Source organism: Aeromonas sp. ZOR0002, assembly GCF_963866995.1.
In the GTDB taxonomy this organism is placed as follows: domain Bacteria; phylum Pseudomonadota; class Gammaproteobacteria; order Enterobacterales; family Aeromonadaceae; genus Aeromonas; species Aeromonas caviae.
In genome coordinates this window covers 1-12,664 of the sequence record NZ_CAWMFQ010000224.1, presented here as the reverse complement: position 1 = coordinate 12,664, position 12,664 = coordinate 1, and the positions used below count along the sequence as shown (strand labels likewise).

The following is a 12,664-nucleotide window of genomic DNA, read 5'->3' as shown; positions in this document are numbered from 1 at the left end:
TTTGAACCGACGACCTTCGGGTTATGAGCCCGACGAGCTACCATGCTGCTCCACCCCGCGTCCGAAATCGTGCGAGATTATAGCCACTTCGCTCTCGTGAGACAAGACTCAGCGGCTATAACATCCCGGTTACCCGGGTTCACTGCTTAATTGGTGCCGTGGGCGGGACTCGAACCCGCACACCCTAGAGCACTACCCCCTCAAGATAGCGTGTCTACCAATTCCACCACCACGGCAAAACTCTTATTCGGGAACGTCAGTATCTTTCTTCACTGGCGATTTGCTCTGCTCAACTTGTTGAGTCTGTTGCAGATTTTCCCATTCACTACCCTGCTTGACCTTGTTGCTGGACATGGAACCCAGAACCAGACTAATCAAGAAAAACAGAGTAGCCAAAATCGCTGTTGTGCGGGTCAGGAAGCTGCCTGAACCACCGGAGCCGAACACTGTGTTCGATGCCCCTGCGCCGAAGGAGGCGCCCATATCAGCCCCTTTACCTTGCTGAATCATCACCAGACCAATCAGAGCCAGCGATACCAGCAGATAAACGACCAAAAGAATCTCGTACATTTAACTTGCACCCTTTGCCGCTTCAACTATTCCTAAAAACGCCTCGCCATCAAGACTTGCCCTGCCTATCAGACCGCCATCAATATCGGGCTGCGCAAACAAATCTTGTGCATTGGCCGGTGTCACGCTCCCACCATAGATGATTCTGACTTTCTCACCTATTACCGGAGTATCCTCCGCCAAGCGACTGCGAATAAAGGAATGAACCTCTTGTGCCTGCTCGGGTGTGGCGCATTTACCTGTACCTACAGCCCAGATTGGCTCGTAGGCGATGATAGCATTATCGAAAGCCATCGCGCCATTTTTCTCTATGACGATATCCAGTTCCTCGGCAATCACCTCGAAGGTTCTTCTTGCCTGCCTCGCTGCTCCTGACTCACCCAGACAAAGTATGGGTATCAGACCTGCTGCTCTGACTGCCGCAAACTTCTCTGCGACGATAAAACTGGTCTCACCAAAGAGACGCCTGCGCTCGGAGTGGCCAACAAGTACATATCGGCAACCTGCCTCGACCAGCATCTCACACGAGATTTCACCCGTATAAGCGCCCTGTCTGTGCTGACTCACGTTCTGAGCCCCCAGCTTCACTCTTCCCTGCTCACCGAGCAGTTCGGCCGTGAAACCGATATGCACATGGGATGGACACAAGACCACATCTACGTCTTCATCAATGCGTTCTGTGCACTGACTCGTAAACTGCTCTAACTGCGACCTACTACCGTGTAACTTCCAGTTGGCTGCTACAAACGGCTTGCGATGTCCCATCGGCAACTCCCTTGCGAAAGCGGGGCTGATAATATCCAGAGGATGCTCAGCTGACAAGTGCTATTTTCAAATTTTCGAATCGTTTGAACAAGATACAACCAAGGCGACTAAAAAGCCGCCTTGGTTGTTCATTAAAACGCCGATTCGACCTGTTTGGCGATGCGCTCTGCCATATCGCGCACCTGCTGTTCGTGTTCACCTTCGACCATGACCCGGATCAGGGGCTCGGTGCCGGATTTGCGCAACAGCACCCGGCCACGGCCGGCCAGTTCCAGCTCCACTGCCGCCACTTCCTGCTGAACGGCACTGGAGGTCAGCGGATCCTTGCCTTCGGCGAAGCGCACATTGACCAGCACTTGCGGGAACTTGCTCATGCCCGAACGCAATTTGGCCAGCGGCATCTCGGCACTGCGCATGGCCGTCAGCACCTGCAGGGCGGCGACGATACCATCCCCCGTGGTGGTCTGATCCAGGCAGATGATGTGACCGGAGTTTTCGCCCCCGATGCGCCAGCCCTTCTCGTTCATCATTTCAAGCACGTAGCGGTCACCCACCTTGGCACGGGCAAAGGGGATGCCCAGGGTCTGAAGCGCCAGCTCCAGCCCCATGTTGGCCATCAGGGTGCCCACCACACCGCCCTTGAGACGGCCATGGCGCAGGGCATCCCGGGCGATGATGTAGAGGATCTCATCCCCGTCGATGATGTAACCAGTGCTGTCCACCATCACCAGACGGTCGCCGTCACCGTCGAAGGCAACGCCGAGATCTGCCTTGCATTCCTGGACCTTGGCGGCCAGCGCCTCCGGTGCGGTGGAACCGACACCGTCATTGATGTTGAGCCCATCCGGGCTGCAGCCGATGGCGATGACTTCGGCACCCAGCTCGCGGAAGACGGAAGGGGCGATATGGTAGGTGGCACCATGACCGCAATCCACCACCATTTTCAGCCCTTCCAGGCTCAGATTGGAGGGGAAGGTGCTCTTGCAGAATTCGATGTAGCGACCAGCCGCATCATCGATGCGCTGCGCCTTGCCAAGCTCCGCGGACTCTACACACTTGAGTTCGTTGTCGAGCTCGGCTTCGATGGCCAGCTCGACATCATCGGGCAGCTTGGTGCCGTCGGCGGAGAAGAACTTGATGCCGTTGTCGTAATAGGGGTTGTGGGATGCACTGATGACGATGCCGGCTTCGGCACGGAAGGTGCGAGTCAGGTAGGCAACTGCCGGGGTGGGCATGGGTCCCATCAGTATGGCCTTGAGACCGGCGGCGGAGAGCCCCGCCTCCAGTGCCGACTCCAGCATGTAACCGGAGATACGGGTATCCTTGCCGATCAGCACCTTCTTGGTCCCTTTCTTGGAGAGCACCTTGCCGGCGGCCCAGCCCAGTTTCATGACGAAATCCGGGGTGATCGGGTATTCACCCACCTTGCCGCGCACACCGTCGGTGCCGAAGTACTTTCTGGTCATTGTCTGTTTCTCGTTTTTCTATTTGGATATGAAATCTTGTCCCGTCATGGTCATCCAGCCTGTACGCAAGACATCCATGGTGGCCCGCACGTCGTGCACCCGGATGATCCTGGCGCCATGTTGCAACCCGATCAGGGCACAGGCCAGACTACCAGCCAACCGCTCGGCTACCGGGCGGTCAAGCAGGTTGCCTATCATAGACTTTCGTGACATGCCCACCAAGAGCGGAAGTTGGTAATCGAGCAGTGACGCCTGCTGGGCCAGCAGCTGATAGTTGTGCGCCAGCGTCTTGCCAAAGCCATAGCCTGGATCCAGTACCAGATGCTCACGCGGGATACCGGCCCCCACACAAGCGGCAATCCGCTCGTCAAAGAAGGCTCTCACCTCCCCCACCAGATCGTCATAGCGCGGCTCCACCTGCATGGTACGGGGCTGCCCCTGCATGTGCATGAGGCATACCGGTACGCCAGCCTCGGCCGCCGCGCCCAGCGCTCCCGGCTCTTGCAGGGCGCGGACATCATTGATGAGGTGACCACCAGCAGCACAACCCTCCCGCATGACAATCGCCTTGGAGGTATCGAGGGAGATCATCACATCCAGCTCGGCGACCATGCGCTCCACCACGGGGATGACCCTGTCCAGCTCCTCCTGCTCGCTGACGTCGGGGGCGCCCGGGCGGGTCGACTCGCCACCAATATCGATAAGGGTGGCCCCATCGGCCACCATGTCGCGGGCATGACCCAACGCTAGGTCGATCTGTTTGAAGCGGCCACCATCTGAAAAGGAGTCCGGCGTCACATTGAGAATGCCCATGACATGGGGACGGTCGAGAGAAAGGGTACGTCCCTTGCTGATTAACTGCATTGCTTCAACTACCTCCAACAAGAGCGGCAAACGCTTCGTGCAAAGAAAAACCCCGGGCAAGCCCGGGGTTTGTATCATGGCAACTTATTTGGCCGGGACATCGTTCGCCTTGTCGATGTCGCTCAGAGGTGCATTGCCCTCTTCAGCCGGCGCCTTGCCCTCCGGCCCGTTGTTCACGCTGGCACCACCTTGCGGGGTGTCACCATGCTCATCATGCCAGTTGCTGGGAGCACGGACTTCGCGACGCGCCATCAGATCATCGATCTGCTTGGCATCGATGGTCTCGTACTTCATCAATGCATCTTTCATGGTGTGCAGTACATCCATATTGTCCAGCAGGATCTGCTTGGCACGATCGTAGTTGCGATCGATGACCTGCTTGACCTCTGCATCGATGATGCGGGCGGTATCGTCAGACATGTGCTTGGCCTTGGCCATGCTGCGGCCGAGGAAGACTTCACCGTCCTCTTCTGCGTAAAGCATGGGGCCGAGACGCTCGGACATGCCCCACTGGGTCACCATCTTGCGGGCGATGTCGGTGGCACGTTCGATGTCGTTGGATGCACCGGTCGATACCTTCTCGGCACCGTAGATCAGCTCTTCCGCCAGACGACCGCCATACAGGCTGGAGATCATGGACTCCAGATGCTGCTTGGAGTGGCTCCAGCGGTCCTGTTCCGGCAGGTACATGGTCACCCCCAGGGCACGGCCGCGCGGAATGATGGAGACCTTGTAGACAGGGTCATGATCCGGCACCACGCGACCAATGATGGCGTGACCCGCTTCATGATAGGCCGTCATCTCCTTCTCGGACTCTTTCATCACCATGGAGCGACGTTCCGCCCCCATCATGATCTTGTCCTTCGCCTTTTCGAACTCCAGCATGGAGACCACTCGGCGGCTCTCGCGAGCAGAGAAGAGGGCAGCCTCGTTCACCAGGTTGGCCAGATCGGCACCGGAGAAACCAGGGGTACCACGGGCAATCAGCGCCGGATTGACGTCATCCGCCAGCGGTACCTTGCGCATGTGCACTTTCAGGATCTGCTCACGACCGCGAACATCCGGCAAGCCGACCACGACCTGGCGGTCGAAACGACCTGGACGCAGCAGAGCAGGATCCAGTACGTCGGGACGGTTGGTGGCGGCGATGACGATGATGCCTTCATTGCCTTCAAAACCATCCATTTCAACCAGCATCTGGTTCAGGGTCTGCTCACGTTCGTCGTGACCACCACCCAGACCGGCGCCACGCTGGCGACCGACCGCATCGATCTCATCAATGAAGATGATGCAGGGGGAGGATTTCTTGGCCTGTTCGAACATGTCACGCACCCGGGAGGCACCGACACCCACGAACATTTCCACGAAGTCCGAACCTGAAATGGTGAAGAACGGCACCTTGGCCTCGCCTGCAATGGCTTTGGCCAGCAGGGTCTTACCGGTACCGGGAGGACCTACCAACAGGACGCCGGTCGGGATCTTGCCACCCAGCTTCTGGAATTTGGTCGGGTCACGCAGATAGTCGACCAGCTCCTTGACCTCTTCCTTTGCCTCGTCACAACCGGCTACGTCGGCAAAGGTAGTCTTGATCTGATCTTCGCTCATCAGGCGAGCCTTGCTCTTGCCGAACGACATGGCACCCTTGCCGCCGCCGCCCTGCATCTGACGCATGAAGAAGACCCAGACACCGATCAGCAACAGCATCGGGAACCAGGAGATGAAGATGGACGTGATCAGGGACGGTTCTTCCGGCTTCTCACCCATCACTTTGACGTTATGGTTGAGCATGTCGTTGAGCAGTTGGGGATCCGGCGCAGGAATGATGGTGGTGAAACGTTCACCGGTGCGCTTGACGCCATTGATGACCTTGCCATCCATCCGCACTTCACGGATCTGCTCCTGGGTCACTTCTTTCACGAAGCTGGAATAGTCCAGCTGGCGACTGGTGGTATCGCTGGGGCTGAAGCTATTGAACACCGACATCAGCACGACGGCGATGACCAGCCACAGGATTAGGTTTTTCGCCATGTCACTCAAATCAATGACCTCGCAGACTGACAGTTAACGATGAGGGTTAGGGTACTACAGTTTAAAACCGGTAGCCACAATGTAGACTTCTCGTGAACGGGCACGGGACGAGTCTGGTTTTCGAATCTTGACGACAGAGAAAAGTCTACGTATTTCATTGAGATAGGCATCAAACCCCTCCCCCTGGAACACCTTGACTACAAAACTGCCATTACTGCTAAGGACCTGATTGCACATGTCCAGCGCCAGTTCCACCAGGTACATGGCACGGGCCTGATCCACCTGCTGGGTGCCGCTCATGTTGGGCGCCATGTCCGACATGACGACATCCACCTTGTCGGGGCCGACTCGCTCCAGCAAGGCGCCGAGTACAGTTTCCTCCCGAAAGTCCCCTTGCAGGAAATCGACACCGGCAATGGAATCCATCGGCAAAATATCGCACGCAATGACGCGCCCCTTGTCACCGACCTGGTCGATGGCAAATTGGGACCAGCCACCGGGCGCAGCCCCCAGGTCCACTACCGTCATCCCCGGCTTGAGCAGCCGGTCTTTGCCCTGGATCTCATCGATCTTGAAAACGGCGCGAGAGCGCAGTCCCAACTTCTGGGCTTTCTTGACGTATTGGTCGTCGAAATGTTCTTTTAACCAGCGGGTTGAACTGGGGGAACGTTTTTTCTGGGTCATGATTGTCGACTTTAAAAAACCACAAGGGTTATTAGTATTAAGGGCTAAGTGGGGGTAGAATACGCCCCTTTCAACCCTGACTTATGAAGAAATTGCCATGATTCTCAACAATAAACAGAAACAGTATCTCAAGGGCCTGGCCCACAGTCTGAAGCCGGTCGTCCTGCTGGGACAACACGGTCTGACCGAAGGGGTGCTGGCCGAGATCGATCTGGCCCTGAACCACCACGAGCTGATCAAGGTTAAGGTTGTGTCTGAAGATCGTGAGATGAAACAGCTGGTGATGGATGCCATCGTTCGCGAGACCGGCGCCATCAAGGTACAGAGCATGGGCCATGTACTGACCATCTACCGTCAGGCCAAAGAGCCCAAGATCCAGTTGCCGCGCAAGTAACAGGAAAGAGCATTCGCTCTTTCCTTCATTTCCCTTCTTCCCAAGTCGCTTGCCAAAATAGTGGTCAGGCCCTTAACCTGCGATGAATAGTCGCGGACACCCACTATGGACAAGCATCAGCTCCTCACCGATGAAGAACTGGCCATGCTGCGGGACCTGGGAAACGATGAAGACATTGCCACCAGCCAATACCTGCGCGGCACCCTGCCCCTTCCTCTCCAAAGCCTGTTGCAGCGAGCCAAGCCTCTGACACTCGAAGCCCGCATCGCCGGCTACCAATTGCGTTTCCCGCTCCACTGCACCCAGGCAGAGGAGGGCCACACCGAGCTGCGCATCGCCGCGCCGACCATTACCGAGCTGGGTTCGCCCCATCTGCGCGCCTGGCGACTCGACGAAAAGGCCGTGCTCTGCACCGAAGACGCGGAGTACGAGGTATACAACCTCTCCCTTGGCGGTCTCATCGTGGCCGGCTTGCCGGACTCCTTTGCCAAAGGAGATCCACTTGGCGGATACCTTCGCATCGAGGATCTCCCTCCCCTGGCCATGACAGGCACCCTCATCAGGCACGTGGATGCCAATCCACATCGCCATGACTGGGCCGTCCAGTTCCGACTGGGCAAGGAGGATCAGGAACAATTGCGGGACTGGCTCTTCCAGCGCCACCAGGACGCCTTCGTCCAGGCCTATCAGGGTGACTAAAGACAACAGGGGAGCCCGGCTCCCCTGTCTCTTTCCCCGCCGTTCAATCAGAGATAGGCAACTTCCAGGATCTCATACTCCACATCGCCACCCGGCGTCTTGACGATGGCAACGTCATCCACTTCCTTGCCGATCAGGGCGCGGGCAATGGGGGAGTTCACGGAGATCATGTTCTGCTTGATGTCCGCCTCGTCGTCTCCCACGATGCGGTAGACCACTTCCTCTTCCGTTTCACTTTTGAGCAGGGTCACGGTTGCGCCGAAGATGACGCGACCATTGTTGGCAATCTTGGTGACATCGATAATCTGGGCATTGGAGAGCTTGCCTTCGATTTCCTGAATGCGGCCTTCACAGAAACCCTGCTGCTCGCGGGCGGCATGGTATTCGGCATTTTCTTTCAGATCGCCATGTTCACGGGCATCAGCAATCGCTTCGATAATCTGGGGACGCAGCTCGGTCTTGAGATAATCGAGCTCTTGACGCAGCTTTTCAGCGCCGCGAACAGTCATCGGAGTATGATTCATAGTCGAAACCTGGGTTGCTTTATAAAGAGAAGCTGCGGCAATCAAAAGAGAGCCGCAGCTGTCGGTTCGGATGGGGCATCTTAATATGAAGCCGCCACAAAATCCATGTCAGCCCCTGCGAGCGGGATCCCGCTTTGGGCCAGCGTTACTTGGATTCCGAGACGCCAAGCGGAGCCGACACCGTCGGTTTGCCCTGCATGATGGCGATCTCGACACGTCGGTTCATGCGCCGATTCTCCGGGCTGTTGTTGGGCACCAGCGGCTGGGAATCCGCCATCCCTTGCACCACCAGACGATTGCCGTCAAAACCGGGCACCTTGATCATCTGGTGGGCAACCGCCACCGCCCGCTGGGATGAAAGCTCCCAGTTGGACTGGAACAACTCGTCCTCGGTGGCCACATTGTCGGTGTGGCCGGAGACGGTGATCTCCCCCGGCACATCCTTGAGCAGCGCAGCCACCTTGCGGATCACCGGCCAGAACTGGGGTTGCAGGAAGGCGGATCCCGCCGGGAACGCCGCTTTCTCGCGAATGCGAATGATGATCTGCTGGCCCAGCGCCTCTATCTCGATGGCCCCATCCTGGATCTGGGCCTGCATCTGCTCCGCCAGAGCCTTGGCTAGAGTGTTGGACTGTTCCTGCGCCTTCTGGGCTTCCTGGGCGGTATCGCCACCGCTCTGCTGGCCTTCGGTCTTGTCATGTCCACCCGCCTTGTCCGCATCCCCAGGCTGGAAATCCAGCTCGGTCTGGGTCATGTCGATGGTCTGCTGCATGATGGTGTCAATAGGCGTCGGCTCGGGGCGACCAGGACGAAACTCCTGGGCGATGACGGAGGTTCCCTTGGGGATATCCTTGACCTCCAGGATGTTCTGCACCCCGAACGCCTTCTCCATGGAACCGGCGATCTGCTTGAACTTCTGCACATCCATCTCGGCAAAGGAGAGCAAGAGCACGAAGAAGCACATCAGCAGGGACATGAGATCCGCGAAGGTTCCCATGTAACCGGGCAATCCGGGAGGCGGGCACTTGCACTTTGCCATCTGCGCGCTCCTATTCGGTCCCGTTGTTGCGTTTGGACTGATTCAGGTAGTTCTGCAACATGGCCTGGATCACCCTCGGGTTCTGTCCATCCTGGATCCCCATGATGGCGTCGAGGATCAGGGTGCGGCTCAACTGTTCCTCGCCGCTGCGCAGTTCCAGCTTGTCCGCGATGGGGATGGCAATCATGTTGGCTTCGATGGCGCCATACAGGGTCGTCAGCAAGGCCACCGCCATGGCCGGCCCGATGGATTTGGGGTCGCTCATGTTGGCCAGCATGGCCACCAACCCCACCAGGGTACCGATCATGCCCATGGCCGGACCGAGATCCCCCAGGGAGCGGAACACCTTGACGGCGATGACGTGGCGCTCGGACGTCAGTTCTATGTCTTTTTCCATCACGGCCCGCACCACGTCCGCGTCATGGCCGTCCACCAGCATGTCGATGCCCTTCTTCATGAAGGTATTGGGGATCTCTGCCGCCTCCAGGGCCAGAAAGCCCCCCTTGCGGGCCGCATCCGCCAGTTCCACCGCCTTGGTGATGAGCTCGTCGAGCTTGTCCCCCTTGTACATGAAGGCCTTGCCCGCGACCTTGAAGGCCATCAGAAACTGACCGAGGTTGAATTTCATCATGCAGATGAACACGGACCCCAGTATGGTGATGTAGACCGATGGCATGTCCACATACATGCTCATGGGGCCGCCCAGCAACATGCCGTACACCACGACCCCGAACCCCAGCACCAAGCCTATCAGACTCCCTAAATCCACATCCCTACTCCTGTCGCCGAACGTGCCGTCTAATTATATTGCGTTGAATTTTCTGCTATTGCGTCCCCGGCAGCAAGCCCGGTACTCCGCAATCGCCGATCGGCAATGCGTGGTTGCATGCCCGTTCTTATCGGCCAGGGTCAGGATAGTTTGAGGACGCCGCGTTTTTCTGCCTCCCCCCTGTGGCCGGTCGATGTTAAGATGAGCCGTTTTTTTCAATCCCCGAGGATGGACATGGCCAGTAAAAAAATCGACCGTCTGAGTTTTGATGCCACCCTGGAAGAGCTGGAAACCATAGTGCATCAACTCGAACAGGGCTCGCTCCCCCTCGAGGAGGCACTCAAACAATTCGAACAGGGCATCCATCTGGTGCGTGCCGGCCAGCAGAAGCTGGAACAGGCCGAACAGAAGATCCAGATCCTCCTGACCCAGGTCGATGGCAGCGAGCAAGCGGTCCCCTTTCGAGCAGAACAAGGAGAGGAGTGAGTGACCCTGGACGATTTCTCCCGCCTGCATCGGCGCCGCATCGACGATTGCCTCTCGGCACAGCTTGACGCCCTGCCCGCCATGGCGCCACGCCTGCGGGACGCGATGAAATACGGCCTGCTTCTCGGTGGAAAACGGGTGCGCCCCTTCCTGGTCTATGCCGTTGGCGAGATGCTGGGCGTCAAGAGCGAACTGCTGGATGGCCCCGCCGCCGCCGTGGAGTGCATTCACGCATACTCCCTCCTGCACGACGACTTGCCCGCCATGGACGACGACGACCTGCGTCGTGGTCAGCCCACCGTACACAAGGCCTTCGATGAAGGCACAGCCATCCTGGCGGGCGATGCCCTGCAGACCCTGGCGTTTTCCATCCTGGCCGACCACCCCATGCCCGATACATTGATGGCCAACCGGGTGCGGATGCTGAGTGCCCTGGCCCGCGCGTCCGGCTATCTCGGCATGTGTGGCGGTCAGGCACTGGATCTGGACGCCGAAGGGCGCCGGATCAGCCTCGCCGAGCTGGAGCAGGTGCACCGCCACAAGACCGGGGCCCTCATCGAGTGCGCCGTGACCCTCGGCGCCCTGTGCAAGGCTGACGTGGAACCCGCCACCCTCACCGCCCTGCAAACCTATGCCGCCGCCATCGGACTCGCCTTCCAGGTGCAGGACGACATCCTCGACATCACGGGCGATACCGCCACCCTGGGCAAGCCGCAAGGCTCGGATCTGGCGCTGGAAAAGAGTACCTATCCGGCCCTGCTCGGACTCGACAATGCCCGTGAGCTGGCTCGCGAACTGCATGACAAGGCCTTAACAGCCCTGCAATCCTTGCCCTACAATACCGACATTCTGGAAGCGTTTGCCGATTACATCATCGAGCGAACCCACTAAACGCTGGATAACAGTAACAATATGAGCGTTGATATTAGCGATTTCCCCAACCTGGCCCTCGCAGACACGCCGGTCGATTTGCGATCCCTCCCCTTCGAGCGGCTGCCCGTGGTGTGCAACGAGCTGCGCGAGTATCTGCTGCGCTCGGTGAGCCGCTCCAGCGGCCACTTCGCCTCCGGCCTTGGCACCGTCGAGCTGACGGTCGCCCTGCACTATGTCTACAACACCCCCTTCGATCGGCTGGTGTGGGACGTGGGCCACCAGGCCTATCCCCACAAGATCCTGACCGGACGACGGGAGCGCATTCACACCATTCGTCAGAAAGATGGCCTGCACCCCTTCCCCTGGCGGGAAGAGAGCGAGTACGACGTGCTCAGCGTGGGCCACTCCAGCACCTCCATCGGGGCGGCGCTCGGCATGGCGGTGGCGGCCGAGAGCGAAGGGCTTGGCCGCAAGGTGGTCGCGGTCATCGGTGATGGCGCCATCACCGCCGGCATGGCCTTCGAGGCCCTCAATCACGCCGGCGACGTCCACAAGGACATGCTGGTGGTGCTCAACGACAACGAGATGTCCATCTCCGAGAACGTGGGGGCCCTGAACAATCACCTCGCCAGGCTGATGTCCGGCAAGCTCTACACCACCATTCGCGAGGGGGGCAAGAAGGTGCTGGCGGGGCTGCCGCCGGTCAAGGAGCTCGCCAAGCGGGCCGAGGAGCACCTCAAGGGCATGGTGGTACCGGGCACTCTGTTCGAGGAGTTCGGCTTCAACTACATCGGCCCCATCGACGGTCACGACATCCACGCCCTGGTCGAAACCCTGCGCAACATGCGCAATCTCAAGGGTCCCCAGCTGCTGCACGTCAAGACCAAGAAGGGCAAGGGCTACGAGCCGGCGGAAAAAGATCCCATTGGCTATCACGCCGTCCCCAAATTCAACCCGGATGACTGTGCCCTGCCCAAGAGCGCCGGTGGCAAACCCACCTTCTCCGCCATCTTCGGTCAGTGGCTGTGCGATATCGCCGCCAAGGACGAGCGCGTGGTCGGTATCACCCCCGCCATGCGCGAAGGCTCCGGTCTGGTGAAATTCAGCCAGCAATATCCGGATCGCTACTTCGATGTGGCCATCGCCGAGCAACATGCGGTCACCTTCGCCGCCGGTCTCGCCATCGCCGACCAGAAACCCGTGGTCGCCATCTATTCGAGCTTCCTGCAACGGGCCTATGACCAGCTGATCCACGACGTGGCGCTGCAGAACCTGCCGGTGCTGTTCGCCATCGACCGGGCCGGTCTGGTGGGGGCCGACGGCCCGACCCATCAGGGGGCGTTCGACATCAGCTTCCTGCGCACCGTGCCCAACATGGTGGTGATGACCCCGTCCGACGAGAACGAGTGCCGCCAGATGCTCTACACCGGCTATCTGTGCAACGGGCCAGCGGCGGTGCGCTACCCCCGTGGCAGCGGCACCGGTATCCAGGCCGAGAGCGAG

14 protein-coding genes and 1 tRNA gene are annotated in these 12,664 nt (G+C 58.9%); 5 read left to right on the top strand and 10 right to left on the bottom strand.

Going from position 1 to position 12,664, the window contains the following annotated elements:
• Nucleotides 1–151: 151 nt before the first annotated feature.
• From AACR77_RS12930 to rlmE, 7 genes are all read right to left on the bottom strand, one after another.
• Nucleotides 152–236: transfer RNA gene (locus AACR77_RS12930), tRNA-Leu, on the bottom strand.
• Nucleotides 237–243: 7 nt separating this feature from the next.
• Nucleotides 244–570, bottom strand: a complete 327-nt coding sequence (secG, locus tag AACR77_RS12925) for a preprotein translocase subunit SecG (RefSeq protein ID WP_042878330.1) — start codon at nt 568–570, stop codon at nt 244–246.
• The gene (tpiA, locus tag AACR77_RS12920; protein WP_041215672.1) at nt 571–1,335 is read right to left on the bottom strand and encodes a triose-phosphate isomerase; all 765 of its coding nucleotides are present in this window, start codon (nt 1,333–1,335) and stop codon (nt 571–573) included.
• A gap of 131 nt (nt 1,336–1,466) precedes the next feature.
• A complete protein-coding gene (glmM, locus tag AACR77_RS12915; RefSeq protein ID WP_042014473.1) occupies nt 1,467–2,801 on the bottom strand; it encodes a phosphoglucosamine mutase in 1,335 nt (444 codons plus the stop codon).
• A gap of 18 nt (nt 2,802–2,819) precedes the next feature.
• Nucleotides 2,820–3,665 (bottom strand): dihydropteroate synthase, encoded by an 846-nt coding sequence (gene folP, locus AACR77_RS12910; protein ID WP_042878334.1) that lies wholly within the window; start codon nt 3,663–3,665, stop codon nt 2,820–2,822.
• 84 nt (nt 3,666–3,749) lie between these two features.
• Nucleotides 3,750–5,702, bottom strand: coding sequence for an ATP-dependent zinc metalloprotease FtsH (gene ftsH, locus AACR77_RS12905; protein ID WP_042014472.1), 1,953 nt, complete (start codon nt 5,700–5,702; stop codon nt 3,750–3,752).
• Nucleotides 5,703–5,747: 45 nt separating this feature from the next.
• Nucleotides 5,748–6,377, bottom strand: a complete 630-nt coding sequence (gene rlmE, locus AACR77_RS12900; protein WP_010675375.1) for a 23S rRNA (uridine(2552)-2'-O)-methyltransferase RlmE — start codon at nt 6,375–6,377, stop codon at nt 5,748–5,750.
• Between the two features lie 97 nt (nt 6,378–6,474).
• Here rlmE and yhbY point away from each other — a divergent pair, with 97 nt between their 5' ends.
• Together yhbY and AACR77_RS12890 are read left to right on the top strand one after the other, a co-directional pair.
• Nucleotides 6,475–6,771 carry a ribosome assembly RNA-binding protein YhbY gene (gene yhbY, locus AACR77_RS12895; RefSeq protein WP_042878327.1) on the top strand — a complete coding sequence of 99 codons (297 nt, stop codon included), beginning with the start codon at nt 6,475–6,477 and terminating at the stop codon, nt 6,769–6,771.
• A gap of 105 nt (nt 6,772–6,876) precedes the next feature.
• Nucleotides 6,877–7,470, top strand: a complete 594-nt coding sequence (locus tag AACR77_RS12890; RefSeq protein WP_042878325.1) for a PilZ domain-containing protein — start codon at nt 6,877–6,879, stop codon at nt 7,468–7,470.
• Between the two features lie 47 nt (nt 7,471–7,517).
• Here AACR77_RS12890 and greA read toward each other — a convergent pair whose 3' ends face one another.
• The 3 genes from greA to pomA all read right to left on the bottom strand — a co-directional run bounded on the left by greA (nt 7,518) and on the right by pomA (nt 9,802).
• A complete protein-coding gene (gene greA / locus AACR77_RS12885; protein WP_010675378.1) occupies nt 7,518–7,994 on the bottom strand; it encodes a transcription elongation factor GreA in 477 nt (158 codons plus the stop codon).
• 145 nt (nt 7,995–8,139) lie between these two features.
• Nucleotides 8,140–9,033, bottom strand: coding sequence for a flagellar motor protein MotB (locus AACR77_RS12880; RefSeq protein WP_042878323.1), 894 nt, complete (start codon nt 9,031–9,033; stop codon nt 8,140–8,142).
• A gap of 10 nt (nt 9,034–9,043) precedes the next feature.
• Nucleotides 9,044–9,802, bottom strand: coding sequence for a flagellar motor protein PomA (gene pomA, locus AACR77_RS12875; RefSeq protein ID WP_042878321.1), 759 nt, complete (start codon nt 9,800–9,802; stop codon nt 9,044–9,046).
• 234 nt (nt 9,803–10,036) lie between these two features.
• On the opposite strand from pomA, the gene xseB reads away from it, so the two are divergent.
• From xseB to dxs, 3 genes are all read left to right on the top strand, one after another.
• Nucleotides 10,037–10,288, top strand: a complete 252-nt coding sequence (gene xseB / locus AACR77_RS12870) for an exodeoxyribonuclease VII small subunit (RefSeq protein ID WP_042878332.1) — start codon at nt 10,037–10,039, stop codon at nt 10,286–10,288.
• Nucleotides 10,289–11,179, top strand: a complete 891-nt coding sequence (gene ispA / locus AACR77_RS12865; protein ID WP_041215676.1) for a (2E,6E)-farnesyl diphosphate synthase — start codon at nt 10,289–10,291, stop codon at nt 11,177–11,179. It abuts the gene before it with no gap.
• Between the two features lie 21 nt (nt 11,180–11,200).
• Nucleotides 11,201–12,664: 1-deoxy-D-xylulose-5-phosphate synthase (dxs, locus tag AACR77_RS12860; RefSeq protein WP_042878319.1), on the top strand; the 1,464-nt coding region annotated here is incomplete at its 3' end.